This window comes from Bradyrhizobium sp. (assembly GCF_022844465.1).
Classification (GTDB): domain Bacteria; phylum Pseudomonadota; class Alphaproteobacteria; order Rhizobiales; family Xanthobacteraceae; genus Bradyrhizobium.
Window position 1 is genome coordinate 25,696 of record NZ_JALHLP010000005.1, and the last position, 20,343, is coordinate 46,038.

The 20,343-nt window shown below is 65.0% G+C and carries 22 protein-coding genes and 1 tRNA gene; 13 read left to right on the forward strand and 10 right to left on the reverse strand.

Translation table 11 applies throughout. The annotated features are described in order from the left end of the window. Nucleotides 1-5: 5 nt before the first annotated feature. Entirely contained in the window at nucleotides 6-1,694 is a 1,689-nt protein-coding gene (locus Q0D31_RS11275) for a flagellar hook-length control protein FliK (RefSeq protein ID WP_291850010.1), read from the reverse strand. A 359-nt stretch (nucleotides 1,695-2,053) separates the two neighbouring features. On the opposite strand from Q0D31_RS11275, the gene mnmA reads away from it, so the two are divergent. The 5 genes from mnmA (at nucleotide 2,054) to Q0D31_RS11300 (ending at nucleotide 5,171) form a co-directional block, all read left to right on the forward strand. After that, on the forward strand, nucleotides 2,054-3,247 hold the full coding sequence (gene mnmA / locus Q0D31_RS11280) for a tRNA 2-thiouridine(34) synthase MnmA (protein ID WP_291850013.1): 1,194 nt from the start codon (nucleotides 2,054-2,056) through the stop codon (nucleotides 3,245-3,247). Between the two features lie 18 nt (nucleotides 3,248-3,265). Then, the gene (locus Q0D31_RS11285; RefSeq protein ID WP_291850016.1) at nucleotides 3,266-3,904 is read left to right on the forward strand and encodes a methyltransferase domain-containing protein; all 639 of its coding nucleotides are present in this window, start codon (nucleotides 3,266-3,268) and stop codon (nucleotides 3,902-3,904) included. Nucleotides 3,905-3,978: 74 nt separating this feature from the next. Next, entirely contained in the window at nucleotides 3,979-4,335 is a 357-nt protein-coding gene (locus Q0D31_RS11290; RefSeq protein WP_291850019.1) for a hypothetical protein, read from the forward strand. A 115-nt stretch (nucleotides 4,336-4,450) separates the two neighbouring features. Next, nucleotides 4,451-4,527 (forward strand) — tRNA-Met (locus Q0D31_RS11295). 278 nt (nucleotides 4,528-4,805) lie between these two features. Next, complete coding sequence (locus Q0D31_RS11300) at nucleotides 4,806-5,171, forward strand: hypothetical protein (protein WP_291850022.1); 366 nt, start codon at nucleotides 4,806-4,808, stop codon at nucleotides 5,169-5,171. A gap of 48 nt (nucleotides 5,172-5,219) precedes the next feature. Here the strand turns inward: Q0D31_RS11300 and Q0D31_RS11305 are convergent, their stop codons facing one another. Further along, on the reverse strand, nucleotides 5,220-5,858 hold the full coding sequence (locus Q0D31_RS11305; protein ID WP_291850025.1) for a TetR/AcrR family transcriptional regulator: 639 nt from the start codon (nucleotides 5,856-5,858) through the stop codon (nucleotides 5,220-5,222). 159 nt (nucleotides 5,859-6,017) lie between these two features. Here Q0D31_RS11305 and Q0D31_RS11310 point away from each other — a divergent pair, with 159 nt between their 5' ends. From Q0D31_RS11310 to Q0D31_RS11330, 5 genes are all read left to right on the forward strand, one after another. Further along, the gene (locus tag Q0D31_RS11310; protein ID WP_291850028.1) at nucleotides 6,018-6,227 is read left to right on the forward strand and encodes a ferredoxin; all 210 of its coding nucleotides are present in this window, start codon (nucleotides 6,018-6,020) and stop codon (nucleotides 6,225-6,227) included. 63 nt (nucleotides 6,228-6,290) lie between these two features. Next, nucleotides 6,291-7,511, forward strand: a complete 1,221-nt coding sequence (locus Q0D31_RS11315) for a cytochrome P450 (RefSeq protein ID WP_291850031.1) — start codon at nucleotides 6,291-6,293, stop codon at nucleotides 7,509-7,511. Between the two features lie 118 nt (nucleotides 7,512-7,629). Beyond that, the gene (locus Q0D31_RS11320; RefSeq protein WP_291850035.1) at nucleotides 7,630-8,055 is read left to right on the forward strand and encodes a DOPA 4,5-dioxygenase family protein; all 426 of its coding nucleotides are present in this window, start codon (nucleotides 7,630-7,632) and stop codon (nucleotides 8,053-8,055) included. Between the two features lie 118 nt (nucleotides 8,056-8,173). Continuing rightward, nucleotides 8,174-9,151, forward strand: a complete 978-nt coding sequence (locus Q0D31_RS11325; protein ID WP_291850039.1) for a DUF2778 domain-containing protein — start codon at nucleotides 8,174-8,176, stop codon at nucleotides 9,149-9,151. Nucleotides 9,152-9,259: 108 nt separating this feature from the next. Beyond that, nucleotides 9,260-9,466, forward strand: a complete 207-nt coding sequence (locus tag Q0D31_RS11330) for a hypothetical protein (RefSeq protein WP_291850042.1) — start codon at nucleotides 9,260-9,262, stop codon at nucleotides 9,464-9,466. Here Q0D31_RS11330 and Q0D31_RS11335 read toward each other — a convergent pair. From Q0D31_RS11335 to Q0D31_RS11355, 5 genes are all read right to left on the reverse strand, one after another. Beyond that, the gene (locus Q0D31_RS11335) at nucleotides 9,459-10,499 is read right to left on the reverse strand and encodes a 5-methyltetrahydropteroyltriglutamate--homocysteine methyltransferase (protein ID WP_291850045.1); all 1,041 of its coding nucleotides are present in this window, start codon (nucleotides 10,497-10,499) and stop codon (nucleotides 9,459-9,461) included. The genes Q0D31_RS11330 and Q0D31_RS11335 overlap by 8 nt on opposite strands. Nucleotides 10,500-10,567: 68 nt before the next feature. Next, nucleotides 10,568-11,368, reverse strand: coding sequence for an ABC transporter permease (locus tag Q0D31_RS11340; RefSeq protein WP_291850048.1), 801 nt, complete (start codon nucleotides 11,366-11,368; stop codon nucleotides 10,568-10,570). 6 nt (nucleotides 11,369-11,374) lie between these two features. Then, the gene (locus Q0D31_RS11345; protein WP_291850051.1) at nucleotides 11,375-12,172 is read right to left on the reverse strand and encodes an ABC transporter ATP-binding protein; all 798 of its coding nucleotides are present in this window, start codon (nucleotides 12,170-12,172) and stop codon (nucleotides 11,375-11,377) included. After that, entirely contained in the window at nucleotides 12,151-12,906 is a 756-nt protein-coding gene (locus tag Q0D31_RS11350) for an ABC transporter permease (protein ID WP_291850054.1), read from the reverse strand. The genes Q0D31_RS11345 and Q0D31_RS11350 overlap by 22 nt, the downstream gene beginning before the upstream one ends. 11 nt (nucleotides 12,907-12,917) lie before the next feature. Further along, the gene (locus tag Q0D31_RS11355) at nucleotides 12,918-13,889 is read right to left on the reverse strand and encodes an ABC transporter substrate-binding protein (protein WP_291850057.1); all 972 of its coding nucleotides are present in this window, start codon (nucleotides 13,887-13,889) and stop codon (nucleotides 12,918-12,920) included. Nucleotides 13,890-14,314: 425 nt separating this feature from the next. Here Q0D31_RS11355 and Q0D31_RS11360 point away from each other — a divergent pair, with 425 nt between their 5' ends. Then, nucleotides 14,315-15,928, forward strand: a complete 1,614-nt coding sequence (locus Q0D31_RS11360) for a choline dehydrogenase (protein ID WP_291850061.1) — start codon at nucleotides 14,315-14,317, stop codon at nucleotides 15,926-15,928. Nucleotides 15,929-15,936: 8 nt separating this feature from the next. On the opposite strand, the gene hemE is transcribed toward Q0D31_RS11360, so the two are convergent. Then, nucleotides 15,937-16,983: a uroporphyrinogen decarboxylase gene (hemE, locus tag Q0D31_RS11365; RefSeq protein WP_291850064.1), complete on the reverse strand. Its 1,047-nt coding sequence runs from the start codon at nucleotides 16,981-16,983 to the stop codon at nucleotides 15,937-15,939. A gap of 133 nt (nucleotides 16,984-17,116) precedes the next feature. On the opposite strand from hemE, the gene Q0D31_RS11370 reads away from it, so the two are divergent. After that, nucleotides 17,117-17,338 carry a hypothetical protein gene (locus Q0D31_RS11370; protein ID WP_291850068.1) on the forward strand — a complete coding sequence of 74 codons (222 nt, stop codon included), beginning with the start codon at nucleotides 17,117-17,119 and terminating at the stop codon, nucleotides 17,336-17,338. Nucleotides 17,339-17,467: 129 nt separating this feature from the next. Here the strand turns inward: Q0D31_RS11370 and Q0D31_RS11375 are convergent, their stop codons facing one another. Next, nucleotides 17,468-17,683, reverse strand: coding sequence for a SlyX family protein (locus Q0D31_RS11375; protein WP_291850071.1), 216 nt, complete (start codon nucleotides 17,681-17,683; stop codon nucleotides 17,468-17,470). Then, nucleotides 17,676-18,425 (reverse strand): rhodanese-related sulfurtransferase, encoded by a 750-nt coding sequence (locus Q0D31_RS11380; protein WP_291850074.1) that lies wholly within the window; start codon nucleotides 18,423-18,425, stop codon nucleotides 17,676-17,678. The genes Q0D31_RS11375 and Q0D31_RS11380 overlap by 8 nt, the downstream gene beginning before the upstream one ends. A gap of 189 nt (nucleotides 18,426-18,614) precedes the next feature. On the opposite strand from Q0D31_RS11380, the gene ggt reads away from it, so the two are divergent. Next, entirely contained in the window at nucleotides 18,615-20,201 is a 1,587-nt protein-coding gene (gene ggt, locus Q0D31_RS11385; protein WP_291850656.1) for a gamma-glutamyltransferase, read from the forward strand. The last annotated feature ends 142 nt before the right edge of the window (nucleotides 20,202-20,343 follow it).

The following is a 20,343-nucleotide window of genomic DNA, read 5'->3' on the forward strand; positions in this document are numbered from 1 at the left end:
AGCTCCTAAACCCTGATATCGACGCCGCTGCTCGAACCGAGCATGCGGCCATAGCTGTTGGCGACCACAGCGGGGACGCTTTCTTCCTCGACCACCAGCCGCTGCGCGTTGGGATTGGGCTGGTCGTTCTGGCCTTGCGAGGACTGGTCGCGCAGGCTGAATTGCAGCCCGTTATCTCCGGTCGAAAGTCCGGCGTTGTCGAGCGCGCGCTGCAGCTGGTTGGCGTCCTGTCGCAGCATCGACAGCGTTTCCGGCCGCTCGACCGTCAGGTGCGACGTCATCTGGCCGTGGCGATCGATATCAATGCGAACGTCGATGCGGCCGAGTTCGGCGGGATCGAGCCGGATTTCGAACCGGGTCTTGCCGCTCAGGGCGGACGCGGCGATCTCCATCGCCAGCCCGCTCAGCGGCACCGCGGCGCTGCTGGCTGCCGTGGCGGTCAGTTGAGCGGCGGAAGCCGGGGCGCCCGGCGCGGATGACGGCAGGATCTGGATCGCGCCCGCAACCTGCGGGCCGTTGCCGGAAGAGTTGACCGGCGGTTGGCCGAGATCCGCCGGTGCCGAATGTGCGGTCGCATGGGGAGTCGATGGCGCGGCGGAATTGCCCGGGCCGTCGGCCTTCACCGCCTCGACTGCGCCGTGATCGGTCTTCGGCTTCACGGCGGCGTCCGGCTGCGGCGCGGCCGCGGGCGCGATGGCGTCGGCATCCGGCGCCGCGGTGGCGGCGTCGGTTGCGTTGGCCGCGCCGTCTTGCTCGCCGGTGGTCGAAGCGGCTTCCTTGGCGACGATCGGGTTCTTGAGCTGGACGGTGGGTTTCGTGGCGGCGGGCGTGGCCGCCGCCACGGCAGCGGCCTGCGCCATGCCCGTTTTGGCGGTGGGGTCGGCAGAAACGGCGACGGCGCTGACCGCCTGGCCGATTGCGCCCTGCGCGTTGATCTTGCCCTCAGCCTTGGCGTTCGCGGTCGCAGCTGGGTCGGCGTCGGCCGCTTCAGGTGCGGGCGTCGCCGGCGCGGCTTCGCTGGCCAGCGCGGCGGATGCGGCGATCGCGGCTGCGGCAATCGCCAGCGGCGCTGCTGTATTTTCGGCGCGCGTTGTCGGAATAGCGGCCGGCGCTGCGGTGGTCGCAAGGACGACGGCAACGGCGTCGGCCGTTAGCAGTGCCGCTCCATCCGGTGCCGCGTCGGCTGCTTCGTTTTCCGCAGTGTCGTCGCCGGAAGATAGCTGACGGGATTCACTCGTTCTGGTCGTCTCGGGCTTCGATGCGTCGATCCCCGCATCCGCTTTGGCATCAGCCTGGTCCCTCAGATCGGTTTTTTCCCTGTCATCGGCGCCGGCCTCCTCGCGTACCCTGGTTGCGGCATCGCGGTCATTCGTATCGGAGCGCGCGGCCTGATCCGGCGCGGATTTGTCCGCCGCGGCGGTGTCGCGGGCGCGGTTATCGGAGGCCGGTTGCGGGTCATCGGAGCGGCGCGGGGGAGGGGCGTCCTGGGCGGCGCGATCATGCTGGCGGTCTTGAGCGCGGTCCTGAATGCGTTCCTGGGCGCGATTGTCGCCGTTGGCGGTGGCGGTATTGCTCTGGACCAGGGCCGCGAAACTGTCGCTGCCGGCAGATTGATCGGGGTCCGGCCGTGCGGCGCGCGTTGACGCGCCCTGAAATGATGCGCTTGCCAAGACTTCTGATGTGACGTTGACCACGGCCGACCCTCGCGCTGGAACTTCGGTTATCCATCAGCAAGGACCGGGCCAGCGCCGGCAGCAGGAATATACCATTAAATATCAATGCATTAGGTGAGAACAGGCGGTTGATCGGGGGCGAGCTGCTCGCCCCTTTTCTGCCCGGCGGCAAGATTTGCCGTCCAATAGCCCTCTCAAACGGGGGCGGCAGATTGCCTCCCGAAGATACGGCATATATTAAAGGGCGGCGTCCGGTCCGGCCCGGCCTGATCGAAAGATGTCCTCGACAGATACTCCAAAGTCTTATCTGTAAAAGACTTTTTAACCCTAGCCGCGGCGCGCAGGTACGATGCGCGCGATTGAATTTGATGACCCCTGCCATGCCAAGCAGTCTCGATCTCGAAGGCCGGCCGCAGGACACGCGGGTCGTGGTCGCGATGTCCGGCGGCGTCGATTCTTCCGTGACGGCCGCGTTGCTGAAGTCCGAGGGCTATGACGTTGTCGGGATCACGCTGCAGCTCTACGACCATGGCGAGGCGACCCACCGCAAGGGCGCCTGCTGCGCCGGCCGCGACATCCACGACGCCCGCGCCGTCGCCGAACGCATCGGCATCCCGCATTACGTGCTCGATTATGAAAGCCGCTTTCGCGAATCCGTGATCGACAGTTTCGCCGACAGCTACGCGCTCGGCGAAACGCCGGTGCCCTGCATCGAGTGTAACCGTTCGATCAAGTTTCGCGACCTGCTCTCGACCGCGCGCGAACTGGGCGCGCGCGCGCTCGCCACCGGGCACTACGTCGCCTCGCGGCGGCTGGGCGACGGATCGCGGGCGCTGGTGTGCGCGGCGGATTCCGATCGCGACCAGAGCTATTTCCTGTTCGCGACCACGCGCGAGCAACTCGACTATCTGCGTTTTCCGCTCGGCGACATGACCAAGCCGCAGGCGCGCGAACTGGCGCGCCGCTTTGGCCTTGACGTCGCCGACAAGCAGGACAGCCAGGACATCTGTTTCGTGCCGACCGGCCGTTACACCGACATCATCGGCCGCCTGAAGCCTGGCGCGATCGAGCCCGGCGACATCGTCGATCTCGAGGGCCGGGTCATCGGCCGGCACCAGGGCATCGTGCATTTCACCGTTGGCCAGCGCAAGGGACTGGGCATCGCATCCAGCGCGCCGCTCTACGTTGTCAGGCTCGATGCGGTCAGTCGTCAGGTCGTGGTCGGACCGCGCGAGGCGCTGCGGATGGATCGCATCCGGCTCCGCGAGGTCAACTGGATCGGCGACGGGCTGTTGGAGCAGGTCATAGGAGACGGGCTCGAGATTTTCGTGCGCGTGCGATCGACGCGCGCGCCGCAGCCGGCCTGGTTGCGCGCGGTCGATGGCGGCTATGAGGTCGAACTCGTGGCCGGCGAAGAGGGCGTGTCGCCCGGCCAGGCGTGCGTCTTCTACGATGCGCCGTCGGGGCGGGCGCGGGTGCTGGGCGGCGGATTCATCAAGAGTGCCACCGCACGGAACACGGCGTCGGGGACAGGGGAAACGCGCGCGCGGCTTGTCGAAGCGGTGCGCGGCTAAGATATCGGGGCAGAGGGAATGGCTGCGGATATCGACCGCGAGGGGGTCGAGAAGGCTTATGGACGCTGGGCGCCGGTCTACGATCTGGTGTTCGGCAAGGTGTTCGACCAGGGGCGCCAGTCGACCATAGCGGAAGCCGACAAGATCGGCGGGCGCGTTCTCGACGTCGGCGTCGGCACCGGCCTTTCGCTGTCGGAATATTCGCGCAGCACGAGATTGTGCGGTGTCGATATCTCCGAGCCGATGCTGCGCCGGGCGCGCAAGCGCGTCGATACGCTCGGGCTCACCAATGTTGAAACCCTCGCGGTGATGGACGCCCGCAACATGGCGTTCAGGGATTCGTTTTTCGATGCGGTAGTCGCGCAATATGTCATCACCGCGGTGCCTGACCCGGAGCGCACGCTCGATGATTTCATCCGGGTGCTGAAACCCGGCGGCGAACTCATTCTGGTCAATCACATCGGCGCCGAGAGCGGCCCGCGCCGCGTCTTCGAACTGGCGTTCGCGCCGTTGGCGCGGCGACTCGGCTGGCGGCCGGAATTCCCCTGGGCGCGGCTGACCGACTGGGCCGCCGGGCATGGCGGCGTCACCCTGACCGAGCGGCGCCCGATGCCGCCGATGGGGCATTTCTCGCTGATCCGCTTCCGTAAATCCTGAACGATTTCTGGTCCGGATCAACAGCACCTCAATCTTGTCGCGGAACCTCGGCGCGCCCTGGCCGTTTTCCTCTCATGGGAAACAAGCGCACCATTCTGCTCTCTTCTGTGTTGATCGCCGCCGCGACTGCGGCGGGCGCACAGGCCCCACCCACGCCAGCGACGCCCCCGACGCCAACCGCGCCGCCATCGACTGCGCGACCGCTCGATTGCGCACCGATCCAGCAACCCGGCGCCGCGGTTCCGAACGGAACGACCACCGGGCAGCGGGCCGAGCCGCTCAGCGACAAGCTGGCCCGTGCCGATGGCGTGCTGTGTCCGCCGCGGGGGATCGATCCTGAAATTGTCGCGCCGACCCCGGATGCCGGCAATACGCCGGTGATTCCGCCGCCGGGCAGCCCCGGTGGCGACCCCACGATCCGGCCGAAATAGCGCCATCTTGCAGGCGCTTGGCCGTTCCAATGGCTTTGCTTGACAGGCCGTTGACCCGCTCCTTATATGCCGCGCGTTCGCGAATGCGGCATGGCTTGCCGCGACGGTGAACCGTGGCGAGGTAGCTCAGCTGGTTAGAGCACGGGAATCATAATCCTGGGGTCGGGGGTTCGAGTCCCTCTCTCGCTACCACTGAAATCTTTGTCCGGCCCGGACACATAGGTAACGGATCGTACCCAAGACATGGGTGACAACCTCGTGCCGAACGGGTTGTTTGATTTCATCTGCCTCGCGATGCTCCTTCGAGATTGACCCAGGTCAATCGCTTCCGCCGAATACCGCGCAGAATAATTTTATGCGCAGGAGCATGAGAAATCTCGCGGCGTTGGCCGCGCTCGCCGCCGGATCGGCACTGCCGTTGACAGTTGCCGCCCAGACGTCGTCGAAGTCCGCCGCGGCTTGTCGACATCATGAGCGCGGTCCAGTTCAGGCCTATGAAGCTCTGGACCGCCGGCGCGCAGAAGAACTGGCAGCTCGCCGGTTACCAGCTTGAGCTGGTGCGGGATAGCCTCACCGAGGCCGTCGCGCTCTATACCGACATACCCGTGGAAAATATCACGATGGTCGATCCGCCGATCAGGTCGATCGAGCGCGCGATCGCCGCCCGTAACAGCGCGGCCTTCAGCAGGGCATTCGCCGAACTGACGACGGGATGCAACGCCTGTCATCAATCGATCGGCCGCGGCTTCATCGTCATGAAAGTCCCCGCGGCGTCGCCGTTCAGCAACCAGTCGTTCTCGCCGCAGGGCGGCAAGGGCAACGACGCTCGCCGGTGATGCGCTTCGGTGCGCCTTGCCGCAACGACCATTCGATGTCCCTGACTGTCACCGGCCGGCCTTGCCCGCCGCCTTGATCGCGACCGACAGCGCCAGCTTGGTTTGCTCGACGATGTCTTCGACCAGTTCCTCGCGGCTGACACCGGCGAGCTGGCCGGTGAGCAGTCCCTGTTCGGCCAGCATGACCACGCCGTGCAGCGCGGCCCAGATCTTCAGGGCGCTTCGTTCGCGCAGCAGGTCGACGGCGGGCGCCTCCAGCGCCTCCAGCAAGAGCTCGAAGGTTTCCATCGCCGCGCCGTGGAGCTCGCTGCCTTTCGGGGCGCAGGCCATGATGCGCGAGGCGAACATCAGGCGATACACGCCGTTGCGGCGCAGTCCGAAATCCAGCGTCACTTGCGCAAAGCGCGACAGCTTCGAGCGATTCGACGGCTTTTCGATCGCCGCCCGCAGCATGGCTGAGAACTGGCGGAACGCCTCGGCGGTGGCGGCCGTCAGCAGCATTTCCCGGTCGGCGAAATGCTTGTAGGGCGCGGGCTGCGAGACGCCGAGCTTCCTGGCAAGCGCGCTGATGCTGACCGCTTCCGGGCCGCCAAGCTCGACCTCGCGCAACGCGGCCTGCACCAGGGCATCGCGGAGATCCCCGTGGTGATAGGCGTTGAGCGCTTTGCGTGCGGGTCGTGGCGGCATTTCAATGTCATGATCTATAAGTTTTGACTTGACAGCACAATGCCGGCGCGAATGTAATATGATATAACTTAACCGTGCGCCGGGCGCTTCGCTGCGCGGAAACGGCAACGCGTCAAGAACAAGATCATGCGCGGCAAGCGCCACAGAGGGGAACGCTGCATGGCCGGAAAGCTGAGAATCCGCGTCGACCAGGACAAGTGCCAGGGACACGCGCGCTGCAAGTCACTGGCGCCCGAACTGTTCGAACTTGATGGGTTCGGTAATGCCCACGAAATTGGCGACGGCTCGGTGCCGGCGGGCCTGGAAGACAAGGCGTGGCTCGCCCAGACCAACTGTCCGGAAATCGCGATCGAAGTGACCGAGGAATAGTCCGGTCCTGAGAACGATTGGGTCAATCTTGATTTGAACGAACCAAGCAGAGGAATTCGCCCGATGTCCGATTCCGCCAGCGTCATGCCCGAACATCCGCCGGTGACCGACTGGGTCAATGATTTCGACCACACCGATCCGGCATGGACCGAAAACCCGTTTCCGATCTGGGACAAGCTGCGGGCGGTCTCGCCGGTGGTCCACACCGAGCGGTTTCTTGGTTGTTATCTGCCGACCACCTACCAGTCGGTCAAGGAAATCGCCTACGACACCGAGCATTTCTCCTCCCGCCGCGTCATCGTGCGCGACGTCCGCCCCGACATTACCGCGACCGCGCCGCCGATCACCTCCGATCCGCCGGCCCACAAGCCCGCCAAGCAGCTGCTGCTGCCGCCGTTCACGCCCGATGCGATGAAGAAGCTGGAGCCGCGGGTCCGCGCCATCTGCAACGAACTGATTGACGAGTTCATCGCCGACGGCAAATGCGACGCCGCGGCTCGCTACACCAAGCATATTCCGGTTCGCGCCATCGCCCACATGCTCGGGATTCCCGAGAAGGACGGCGATCTCTTCATCAAATGGATTCACGGCATCCTCGAACTCGGCATCAAGGATGACAGCGCGCTGATGGGCGCGGTGCAGGAGATGACCGCCTATTTCGCCGGCCACATCGAGCATCGCAAGCAGCACCCGACCGACGATCTGATCTCGACGCTGATGAACGCCCGCGACAAGGACGGCCAACCTTTGTCCGACGGCCATGTGCTGGGGTCGCTGCGGTTGCTGTTGATTGCCGGCATCGATACCACCTGGAGCGCGATCGGTTCCTCGCTCTGGCATCTGGCCAGGACGCCCGCGGACCGCGCCCGGCTGGTTGCGGAGCCGGAGCTGATGCCGCTCGCGGTCGAAGAATTGCTGCGGGCCTATTCGCCGGTGACGATGGCGCGCGAGGTGATGAAGGAAACCACCATCAGCGGCTGTCCGATCAAGCCCGGCAACATGGTGCTGTTGTCGTTCCCCGCCGCCAACCGCGATCCGGCGATGTTCCCCGACGCCGACAAGGTGGTGATCGACCGCAAGGAAAACCGGCATGCCGCGTTCGGCCTCGGCATTCACCGCTGCGTCGGCTCTAACCTCGCGCGGATGGAAATGACGGTCGCGATCGAGGAATGGCTGAAGCGGATTCCGGAATTCCGGCTGGACCCGGCCGGCAAGGTCACCTGGTCGGAAGGCACTGTTCGCGGCCCGCGGCAATTGCCGGTGCTGTTCGGCAAGGCGAACTGAAACCGGCCTTGACGGCGAGCAGCGGGCGTACCGGCTGCCTGTCCACCACGTATTGACCCTGCCGCCCGTTGCCGCGATCATTGCAGCCGCTTGGTAGCGATGACCGGAGAGCAACGTGATGACGGGTGGGCAGGACGCGGATGGGCCGCGATCGACCGGCGAGATCGCCAGTTATCACGCCCATATCTACTACGACCCGGCGACCACGCGGCCTGAGGCCGAGCGGCTTCGCAACTGGATCGGCGAGCGCTTTTCGGTGACGCTCGGACGGTGGCACGACGTCAAGGTCGGCCCGCACGATCAGGCGATGTACCAGGTGGCCTTTGCCCGCGAGATATTCCCCGAATTTGTTCCGTGGCTGATGCTGAACCATGGCCGGTTGAGCGTACTGGTGCATCCGAACACCACCAATCCGCGCCGCGATCACCTTGATGATCCCATCTGGATCGGGCCGGCGCTCGCGGTACGTGCCGAGAAGCTGCCCGAACATGCCGAAATGGAGCCGGCGCCTGCGCCGAACACCCATCCGGTCCACCGACCTTAATCGCCGGGTGCGCTCGGCCGTCTCGATTATGCCTTACTTTAGCTTACATGATGGCCAGACTTAGTCAGTGATTCACTTCCGGAATATCGCGTGATTCCGGGAGCCGAGCCGGGGACGGATGGATCATATCAGCACCAGCGCGGCCGGGCTTGCTTCAAGCCGCGGCGCCCGATTGGCAGGCCAGGTGGCATTCGGTGTTGCCGCTTTCGCCGTGGCGTCGGGGCTGGCGGCGTGGATAACCGGATTCGACCTCGCCGCCTTGCTGCACAATCCCGCATCGGCCAACGTCGCCGCGGTATCCTCGTTCGAGGACCGCTTTGCCACTCGATCGCTGCGCCCGTCGCTGGCCGGTTTGTCAACGCGTCCCGTCGCCGGTTCGCAGCGTCCGGACTTTGAGGCGGAGTTTGCCCATATCAACCGGCTGCTGGACCGACAATCGCGGGAGCTCCGGAGCGGACAGCCGGCGCCGTCCGTCGAGGCGATGATTCCGCTGCCGAGGTCGCGGCCGGCCGAGGCCAGTCTGGCCCCGAGAAGCGACGCGCCGCAGGGCGGCTCGGACAACCGCACCATGTTCGACAGGCTCGCCGACCTGGTGCCGATGCGCTTCACGCTGGCGTCGCTGACGCCCTCGGACGGGTTGTTGGGCGAGCGGAAGGACCTGGCCGCGCTCGGCTACGACAATTTCACCGCCGTCTACGATATCTCGGCGCGTGCGGTCTACATGCCCAACGGTGCCAAGCTCGAGGCCCATTCCGGCTTCGGCAGCCTGATGGACGACCCCGCGCATGTCGACCGGCGCAATGTCGGCGCAACCCCGCCCAACGTCTACGATCTCAGGCCGCGCGAGCGGCCGTTTCACGGCGTCGCGGCGCTTCGCATGACCCCGGTCGGCGAGGGCGAGACCCACGGCCGCTCGGGACTGCTGGTCCATAGCTACCTGCTCGGACCCAACGGCGATTCCAACGGTTGCGTCTCGATCAAGGATTACGACAAGTTCCTGGCCGCGTACCGCAATGGCGAGGTCAAGCGCCTCGTCGTCGTGCCGAGCCTGCGCGAAGGCCTCACCGCGTCGCGGCGCGCGGCGTCGCCGTCCTGATCTGCGATTGCCGGCGAGGTCGGATCTTCGCCTGGAATTGACGCAGGTCAAAGGCGTCCAGTCCGAATGGCGTTACATGAAAACATCCCAGGGCAGGGGATGTAGCACATGACAACTCACTGTGAGCTGAGCTCGCGGGCGGCGCTTTGCAGGCAGCTCGCGCGGCGTGAACCGAACAGCAAGACCTACTGGCTGGCCGAGGCCGAGAACTGGTTGCGCCTTTCCCGTGAGCCGATTCATCCGGTGCGCATCGGCACCGAGGATCCGTTCGAACAATTTCTCGGTCTGATCGAACAGCGTGCCGGACCTAGCTGATTTCCCGCCGCACGGTTGCGGCGGCCTCGCACATCGCCTGCAGTTTTCCGAACGCGGTTGGGCGCGGCATGTATTTCATGCCGCAATCCGGCGCGACCACAAGGCGGTCGGCGGCGACGTGCTTGAGGCCGTTGCGGATTCGCTCCGCCACGGTTTCCGCCGTCTCGACCTCGGGGTTGCCGAGGTCGAGCACGCCCAGCATGATCTTCTTCGACGACAAATCCCGGAGCACGCCGAGATCGAGCCGGGGTTGCGCCGCCTCGATCGATATCTGGTCGGCGCTGGTGTCGGCAAGCTCGGCGAGAAAGGAATAGCCGGCCGGCTTGGTCGAACCAGGCACGACCGCGGCGTAGCCGAAGCACAGATGTACGACGGTCGGCACCGTGAGGCCTTGCAGCGCGCGGTTGATGGCCTTCACCGCATAGCGCCGGGCGAGGTCCGGATTGTTGCGCACCCAGGGCTCGTCGAGCTGGATCACGTCGGCGCCGGCCCTTTCGAGGTCCAGCGCTTCGGCGTTGACGGCCGCGGCGAACGCCATCGCCAGCTCCTCGTCGTCCGCATAATATTCGTTCTTGGCCTGCTGGCTCATCGTGAACGGGCCGGGCAGGGTGATCTTGGCGGCGCGGTCGGTGTGCTGGCGCAGGAATTCCATGTCGCGCCGCTCGACCGGCCGGCCGCGCTTCACTGCGCCGACCACGCGCGGCACCGGCGTCTGGCTGCCGTTGCGCGCGGTGATGATGGCCGGATTCTCGTCGTCGATGCCGTCAAGCGCGGTGGCGAAGCGGTTGGAATAGCTCTCGCGGCGGATTTCGCCGTCGGTCACGATGTCAATTCCCGCGCGCTCCATGTCGCGGATGGCAACGATGGTGGCGTCGTCCTGCGCTTCCTCCAGATGCTCGGCCGGAAGCCGCCACATCGCGTGCATGCGCGTGCGCGGCACCACCTTCGACAGCATCGCGCGATCGACCAGCCACTCCGGCTGCGGGTAGCTTCCGACCACAGTGGTCGGCAGCAGATGCTTTGGCAGGTTCACGATGGCCTCCTGGCCGTTGCTGTTGTGCAGGTCATGCAGCGCGGGTTGTCGAACATGCATCCGCTCGGTCACGTCGCCGGCTGCAGGGCGGCGGGGGCGATTTGGGTCGATGCGTTTTGTCCGGCGCGGCTGCCGGTCTGCCAGATGGCCGCCTTGCGCTCGATCCATCTGATCAGGGCGTTGAAGGAGATCGCCATCGCCAGCACCAGCAGGACGCCGGCAAACACATGCGGACTGTCGAGGATGGTGCGGTAGCGGGAAATCAGGTAGCCGATGCCGGCCGACGAGACCAGCATCTCGGACACCACCACCCCGACGATCACCAGCGCGCCGCCGACGCGCAGCCCTGACAGTACGGTCGGGATGGCGGCCGGGATGATGACGCGAACCAGCCGTTGGGTCAGCGTCGCGCCCATGCTGCGGGCGGCCAGCAGCAATTGCGGGTCGATGGTCTGAATTCCCGCGGCGGTGGCCAGCATCGTCGGCAGGAAGCCGTAGATCGATGCGAATGCGATCTTGGATTCCGAGCCGATGCCGAGCCAGACCGTGAACACCGGATAGAGAATGACCAGCGGCACCGCATAGAGGCTGGAGACCATTGGCATGATCAGGATGCGCGGGCGCGGCAGGCTGCCGACGATGGCGCCGAGCAGGATGCCGCCGCCGCAGGCGAACACCATCGAGATCGCGACTTCGTAGAGCGTCACGGCAAGCGCATGACCATACTCGCCGGCCTCGCTCCATCCTGCCAGCAGTGTCGAGGACAGCGATGGCAGAAACAGCTCCGGAATGAAACCCAGCGAAGGCAGGATTTCCCACAATGCTATCAGGCCGATCACGATCAGTCTGCGAAGCGTCGTCGCGGTCATGTTACCTCACGCCGATCTGCGGATGTGTTGCCAGATGCGGTCGCGCAGGCTGCCGAACGCGTCGCCGCTCAGCATTTCGTAGGTGCGCGGGCGGGGCAGCGAGACTTGCAGGTGATCAACGATGCGGCCGGGGCGCGGCGACATCACGATGACCTCGTCGGCGAGATAGACGGCTTCGGTGAGGCTGTGGGTGACGAACACCACGGTCTTGCCGGTCGCTCCCCAGATTCGCAGCAACTCGTCGCCCATGGTCATGCGGGTCTGTTCGTCAAGCGCGGCAAACGGTTCGTCCATCAGCAGCACCGGCGGATCCTGCACCAGTCCGCGGGCGATCGAGACACGTTGCTTCATGCCGCCGGACAACTCGTGCGGATGGCGCTTGCCGAAACCGCCGAGTCCGACGAGTTCGATGGCCTCCTGCGCCCTCGTGCGGCGGTCGCTCTTCGGGACGCCGCGGAGAGCCAATGGAAACTCGACGTTCTCTTCCGCCGTCAGCCACGGGAACAGGCTGGGCTCCTGGAAGACGACACCGACCCGGTTTGGATCCGGTTCGCGAATCGGCGCGCCGCTGACGGTGATGGTGCCTGAGGTCTGCTGCCTCAAGCCCGCCAGCATCATCAGCAGCGTCGACTTTCCGCAGCCGCTCGGGCCGACCAGCACGACAAAGCGGCCGGGTTTGACGTCGAACGAAACGTCCTCGAGCGCGACCACGTCCTGCGTCGCGGTCCTGAAGATCTGCCCGACATTGCGGACTTCGACCCCGCCGGCCGGCTTCAGCGGGGTTATGTTCGCCAATGGCTGCATCGTGTCTCCACCCACCTGACCAGTTCGTTGAAAGTGATCGCAATCGCCGCGATCAACAGCACGCCGGCCAGCAACTGTTTCATCTGGAAGCTCTCGCCCCAGGTCGCGATCTGATGGCCGATGCCGTCCCGCGAGGCGTACATTTCGGCGAGAATGATGCCGGTAAGGTTGAAGATCATCGAGATCCGCAACGCTTCCAGCAGCACCGGGAGCATGCTCGGCAGGTAGACGCGAAACGCGGTCTGCATGGGTGTGGCGCCGTAGGAGCGAGCCACCGTCAGGTGCTCGACCTTGACCGATTCCACCGCGGTCGTCGTCGACATGATCACGATGAAGATGGTCGAGAAGAACCCAAACCCGACTTTCTGTGCGAAGCCGACCCCGAACACCAGGATGAACATCGGCAGGAAAATCGATTTCGGGATGCTGAAGGCGAAGAACAGCAGGGGCTTTACCACGTCTGCAAAGTAGCGCTTCTCTGCGATAAAGTAGCCGATCAACGCGCCAAAGGGGACGGCGAGCGCGAACGCTGCCAGTACCTCGCTCCCGGTCACCGCCAGATCCTTGCGCACGCTCGCGCGCTGCAGCAGCTCGCCGAGCATCGATAGCGTGTCGGACGCGGAAGGCAGCAGGCGCGGATTGACGAGGCCGGTCCGCGACAGGGCTTCCCATGCCGCAAACACTCCTACGACAATGGCAATCCGCGCCGCCTTTACGCCGAGCCCGCTCCGCATCGCGCTAGCCTTCAGGGCTTGGTCGGAACCGGCTTGAACTGCGTCGAGATGATCTCCGCGGCCGGCCCAAGGTCTTTCATGCCGCCTGCCTTGGCCAGGTCGAGTGCAAGCTGCATCTGCTCCGGAATTTTTGGCCCATCCATGCTGCCGTCGGTTTCCAGCTTCAAGATGGAATTTTCATACTCCAGCACCGCGATTTCAACTGGAATCTCGTAGAGGTCGGAGATCAGCTTGACCGAGACGTCCTTGTTGGCACGCATGAACATCAGCGCGCCGTACAGCGCGTTGAGCGTTTTCTGCACCGTCTGCGGCTTGTCCTGCACATATTTGTCGAGCGCGATCCAGCCGGCGGCAAGGTTCGGCGGCACTTCCCTGGAGAAGTCGAGGATGGTGCGCGCCTCGCCCGATTTGGAGATCTGGAAGCTGAGCGGCGAATAGACCACCGCGGCGTCGACATTGCCGGCGAGCAGGTTCGGAACCAGGCCGCCGCCGCCGACCGGAACGCGGGTGAATTCGATCTTCTGGTTCTGCTGCGTCCACAGCGCCAGCAGATCGGAGCCGGAGCCGGCGGAGGTGATCGCGACTTTCTTGCCGTTCAGATCCTTGACCCCGAGCGTTGATTTCGAGAGCGTCATCAACTGCCAGCCATAATAGCCCGTAGCGGCGTTTGCGAGCACCTTGGAGTTCACCCCCTTCTTGCGGCCCGCGGACACCAGCGATGTGGCGGTCAGAATGACGTCGGCGGCGCCCGCGGCCATCGCCTCGAAGGTCTCGGCGCCGCCGCGATAGATCGTCAGTTCGGCGACGATGCCTTCCTTCTCGAACAGTTTCTGGCGCACTGCGGTTTCCGCAATCGTGGTCGGCCAATACGTCTTGGTGGGGAGGCCGATTCGAACGGTCTCGGCGGCTTGCGCCATGGCGGCCGCGCCAAGCACGGCGGTTGCGGTGACAGTTGCCAGGATGTGGCGTCGTGTGATGCGCATGGTGACGTTTCCTTTTGTTTTTTTTATTTGGCCGGGCTTTTGAACGAAGATCGGATCGCAGCCATCTCCTGGGTTGGCTTGTGTGGTCAGCTCGACGGGACGAATGGTCGATGTTCGAGGGGATGCGGGCAAGCACGGCTCGATCGGACGCCGCACATGACGGCGCAGGGTGAAGAGAGACGTTGATTTCGTCAATCGAAATCGATTCTTCAGTCTTGGCGAAAGGGAAGTCTTGGCGAAAGGGAAAAGGTGTTGCTATGGGTCCGCCGACGCTGTTGCAGTGCGGTCCAATGCGTGGGGGGAACGCCGTGCGATCAACGTACAGCGGCGGCAATCGCTAGTCGGTTTCTTGACCCGCGACCGCGAGGCAATTGACCCCCGGTGCCGGCCCCGCTACCTGTCTTGGGCTGCGTGCGGGGGAAACAATGAACAATAATAACGAGACTTCCGAATTCGATTACGTCATCGTCGGCGCCGGTTCGGCCGGATGCGTGCTCGCCAATCGCCTGAGCGCCGACGGCAAGCACTCCGTATTGCTGCTGGAGGCTGGCCCGAAGGACACCAACCTCTGGATTCATGTGCCGCTCGGCTACGGCAAACTGTTCAAGGAAAAATCCGTCAACTGGATGTACCAGACCGAGCCCGAACCGGGCCTGAACGGGCGGCAGGTATTCCAGCCGCGCGGAAAAGTGCTCGGCGGCTCCAGCTCGATCAACGGCCTGCTGTATGTGCGCGGCCAGCACGAGGACTACGACCGCTGGCGCCAGCGCGGCAATACGGGCTGGGGCTATGACGACGTGCTGCCCTATTTCAAGAAGGCGGAGAACCAGCAGCGCGGTCCAGACAGGTATCACGGCGCGGATGGGCCGCTGCCGGTGTCCGACTGGCGGCACGCCGATCCGGTGTCGGAGGCCTTTGTGGTCGCCGCGGCCGAAACCGGCATCCCGACCAACCCCGACTTCAACGGCGCCACGCAGGAGGGTGCGGGGTTTTTCCAGACCACGACACGGCGCGGCCGGCGCGCCAGCACGGCGTTCTCCTATCTGCGTCCGGCAAGGAAGCGCGGCAACTTGCACGTTGAAACCTCGGCACTGGCACAGCGCATCCTGTTCGAAGGGCGTCGCGCCAGGGCGGTCGAATACCGGCAGGACGGCCGTGTTCGCATCGCGAGGGCGCGCAAGGAAATCCTGGTGTCGAGCGGTGCCTACAACTCGCCGCAATTGCTGCAGCTCTCCGGCGTCGGACCGGCCGATCTTCTAAAGCAGCACGGCATCGACATCGTGCTCGACGCGCCAGGCGTCGGCAGCGACCTGCAGGACCACATGCAGGTGCGGCTGGTCACCCGCTGCGCGCAGAAGGTCACGCTCAACGACATCATCAACAACCCGTTTCGCCGGGTGATGGCCGGCCTTCAATACGCGGCGCTGCGCAAGGGCCCGCTGACCATCGCCGCCGGCACCTCGGGGGCGTTCTTCAAGACCAGTCCGCGGCTGGCGTCCCCCGATATCCAGATTCACTTCCTGCCGTTCTCCACCGACAAGATGGGCGAAAAGCTGCACACGCGCTCCGGCTTCACAGCGTCGGTCTGTCAGTTGCGTCCCGAGAGCCGCGGCTCGCTACGCATCAGGAGCGCCGATCCGGCCGTTCCCCCTGAAATCCGCATCAATTATCTCGCCACCGAAACCGACCGCCGCGCCTTCATCGACGGCATCCGCATCCTGCGCAAGATCCTGGCCGCGCCGGCGCTGAAGCCTTATGCGGTCGAGGAGGTCGATCCCGGAACAAAGGTGAACAGTGACGACGAATTGCTGGACTTCTGTCGCCGCACCGGCAGCACGGTCTATCACCCGACCTCGACCTGCCGGATGGGAAGCGATCCGCTCGCGGTCGTCGATCAGCGGCTGCGCGTGCGCGGGATCGACGGCCTGCGCGTGGTCGACGCGTCGGTCATGCCGGACCTGATGTCGGGCAACACCAACGCGCCGACCATCATGATCGCCGAGAAGGCCTCCGACATGATCCTGGAAGACGCGCGGTAGCTACGGCCTCAACCCTTGTACGCGCGCACCCGCTTCAGCATCTGCTCGACATGCGCAATCGGGGTTTCCGGCTGGATGCCGTGGCCGAGGTTGAAGATCAGCCGGCCGCCGGCGTAGTTCGCCAGCACGTCGTCCACGGCGCGGTCGAGCGCCGCACCACCGGCGATCAGCACCAGCGGATCGAGATTGCCCTGCACGGCGACGCGGCTCTGCACGCGCTCGCGGATCAAGGACGGCTCGGCCGCCCAGTCGATGCTGACCGCATCGACGCCGGTCGCTTCCACATAGGCCGGCAGCAACGCGCCGGCGCCGCGGGGAAACCCGATGATCCTGGCGTCAGGCGCCTGCGCGCGTACGCCGGCGACGATGCGCCTGGCCGGCTCGACCGACCAGCGCTCGAATTCCCGCGGCGGCAGCACCCCTGCCCAGGTGTCGAAGATCTGCAGGCAATCGGCGCCCGCCCTGAACTGGCCGAGCAGATACTGGATCGAATTTTCGACCAGCACGTCGATGATCGCGGCAAAAGCCTCGGGATGGCGATAGGCCATCATGCGCGCCGGCGCCTGGTCCGGCGTGCCGCGCCCGGCGACCATATAGGTCGCGACCGTCCAGGGCGCGCCGCAGAAGCCGATCAGCGCGATGTCGGTTGCGAGCTCGCGGCGCACCCGGCGCAGCGCTTCATAGACCGGCTCGAGCTTGCTGAAATCGGCCTGCCGCGCCAGCGTCGATACCTGCTCGGGCTGGTCGAGCGGATCGAGCCGGGGGCCTTCGCCCGCCTCGAACCGAACCGAGCGCCCGAGCGCGTAGGGAATGACGAGGATATCGGAGAAGATGATGGCCGCGTCGAAACCGAAGCGGCGGATCGGCTGCAGCGTCACCTCCGTGGCGTATTCCGGCGTGAAGCACAGGTCGAGAAAGCCGCCGGCCTTGGCGCGCAGCTCGCGATACTCGGGCAGATAGCGGCCGGCCTGCCGCATCATCCATACCGGCGGCACCGGCTGCCTGCGGCCGGACAGCACTTCTAGAAACGGCTTGACGGCGGATTTCTGGGACACGTGCCGGTTCCTGTGCGGGGCTGATCTTCGGCGCCCCTGATACACGCCGCTTCACGCTTGGCCAAGGACAGAGAAGGCCGGGTGGTGGAACTGGCTCCGGCCCGGCGCGTTATCCTGGCCATGGAGGCACCCTATGGCCGAGAAATTTGATCCTGCGGCGCATGATAAACATGCCGCCAATCCCCGGGAAGCGATGCTCGCCGATCGGGAAAGCCAACAGAAGCTGGATGCCGGGCTGGTCGATAGCTTTCCAGCTTCGGACCCTGTCAGTGCTACCCAGCCGGCGCCGTCAAAGGCTGACGCCGATCGACGAAGCCCCTCGCTATGGGACAAGGTGCGTGCGGTCTTCAGGTGACTTCAACCGACGAATGGGGCGATGAACACCAGGTTAAACGACGCCACCTAAAGCATGATACGGACTGCTGAAACGGCCCTTGCAGGAGGGCCGTTTCGCGCGCCTGCGCGCTTCAAATACGGCGACCCTTCAATAATGCGGTGGCGGTTCATTCGCCGGCCCCGGGGCCTGTCTTTCGGCGTCCTGCAGGCGTTCTTTCAGTTCGGTCAGCTGGCGGCCCAACGCATCGATTTTCTGCCATTGTGCGGTGATCGTCTGGTTCAGCGTGTCGATGGTTTCATCCTGATAGGTCAGCCGTACTTCCAGCGCGTCGAGGCGTTCGCTCAGGGCGGTTACATCACTCATGGGCGGCCGCCACCGGTCTCTGCCGCAGTCCGTGGCCGAGCGCCACGCGTTCGTCGAACACGAAACATGCGCCGCGCCACAGGCTTTCGTCCTTTGGCACATGTTCCAGGTAGCTGAGAATGCCGCCCTTGAGGTGATAGATCTCGGAAAAGCCGTTGGCCAACAGGTAGGCGCTCGCCTTCTCGCAGCGGATGCCGCCGGTGCAGAACATCGCGATCCTGCGGTGCGTGGCCGGATCGAGCTTGCGCGCGGCGAATTCCTTGAACTGGCCGAAGCTCTTGATGCCGGGATCTAGCGCGCCTTCGAAGGTGCCCATCGCCACCTCAAACGCGTTGCGGGTATCGATGACCAGCGTATCCGGCGCCGCGATCAGCGCGTTCCAGTCCGACGGATCGACATAGGCGCCGACCTGGCGCGTGGGATCGGCCGCGCTGTCGCCGAGCGTGACGATTTCCTTCTTCAGCCGAATCTTCAGCCGTTGAAATGGCATCTGGCTGGCGCTTGAGAATTTGAGTTCGAGACGATCGAGCCTGTTGCCCAAGAGGTCGCCGTGCTGCAATTCGGCGACGAATGCGTCGATGTCCTCACTTCTCCCCGCCACCGTGCCGTTGATGCCCTCATGCGCCAGCAGCACGCTGCCCTTCAGCCCAAGGTCGGCGCCGATCGCGCGCAACGGCTCGCGCAGCGCCCGGAAATCGGGCAGCGCGGCGAATTGATAGAAGGCGGCGACCTTGAGCAGCATCGCGACCGTTTATCAGCCGGGCCGGGCCGGGGAAAGGCCCGTAAAGCCCTGCGTATTCCGCGCATTGCCCCCTGGCATGCCACCATTGCCCCGGCGGGGAGGAATGTGCCAAGAAACGGCTGTACCCGCCCGCGAACCCCCGTGGGATGCGCCAACAAGCTCCATAAACGCTGAAAGAAAGCACGCGTGATGAGGAATTTCCATTTCGCCGGCCGCTCGACGGTCCATGCCGGCAACGCCATGGTGGCGACGTCGCATCCGGCTGCCGCGCTGACGGCCATTGACGTGATGCGCGCGGGGGGGACCGCGGCGGACGCCGCGGTCGCGGCCTGTGCGCTGCTCGGTGTGATCGAGCCGCAATCGACCGGGATCGGCGGCGATTGCTTCGCGCTGATCCAGCCGAAGGGTGAGGGCAAGATCGTCGCCTATAACGGCTCCGGCCGCGCGCCGATGGCGGCCCACGCCGACTGGTATCTGGAGCGCAAGATCAATTCGGTTCCGCTGACCTCCGCGCATGCGGTCAGCATTCCCGGCGCCATCGACGCCTGGGATACGATCCTGCGCGACCATGGCACGATGGGGTTCGATTCCCTGCTGCAGCCCGCGATCAAGGCGGCCGAACAAGGCTACATCGTCGCGCCCCGCATCGCGTTCGACTGGAACAACCAGTTCGAGAAGCTGAAGAACGGCGTCAATACCGCGCGTTATCTGTTGCCGCATGGCAAGCCGGCCGCGGCCGGCGATTTGATCCGCCAGCCGGAACTGGGCAAGACGCTACGTGCGATCGCCAAGAACGGCCGCGACGCGTTCTACGCCGGCGAGATAGCAGCCGACATGGTCGAAACGCTGCGCGGCATCGGCGGCCTGCACACGCTGGAGGACTTCGCCGCGCACACCACCGAGACGACGTCTCCGATCGGCACGATGTACAAGGGCTACGACGTCTGGCAGTGCCCGCCAAACGGCCCCGGCATCACCATGCTTGTGATGCTGAACATCCTCTCGCGCTTCGACCTGACGAAGTATCCCGCGCTCAGCGTCGAGCGCTTCCATCTGGAGGCGGAGGCCGCGCGCATCGCCTACATGATGCGCGAACAATATATCGGCGATCCCGCGCAGGTGCATGTCGATGTCGCCGGGATTCTTGCCCGGGAATTCGCCGAGGAGCACATCAGCAAGATCAGCATGGACCGGCTGCTCGATCTGCCGAACGTGGCGCCGCCGATGAATCCGTCCACGGTCTACATCACCGTGGTCGACAAGGACCGCAACGTCTGCTCGTTCATCAACTCGATCGCGCATTCGTTTGGCTCGGCGATCGTCTCCGACAAGACCGGCATCCTGCTGCAGAATCGGGCTGGCGGCTTCCGCATCCAGCCGGGCCACCCCAACTGCATCGCGCCGGGCAAACGGCCGCTGCACACCATCATTCCGAGCCTCGTCACCAGGGGCGGCCGCGCGGTGATGCCGTTCGGCGTGATGGGCGGACAGTATCAGCCGGTCGGGCAGTGCCATGTGCTGACCAACATGCTGGACTACGGCTGCGACGTGCAGGAGGCCATCGATATGCCGCGCGGCCTGCACTATGAAGGCGTCTACCAGCTTGAGGACAGCGTTCCTGCTGACATCGTCGCCGGATTGCAGAAGATCGGGCACAAGACCACCCGCGTGGTCGGACCCCTCGGCGGCGGCCAGGCGATCTGGATCGACTGGGACAAGGGGACGCTGACCGGCGGCTCCGATCCCCGCAAGGACGGCTGCGCGCTGGGTTACTGACATGCTGCGCAAATTTTAATCGAGGGACTGCCTGGTCCGACATCATGAGCCGGCGCCGTAGCTCACGACGCATTGCATATGGCCGAGGAACAAGACGTTGTCGCCGCTGTTAGGCAAGCGGGCGCATCGGAGCGCTTCGTTA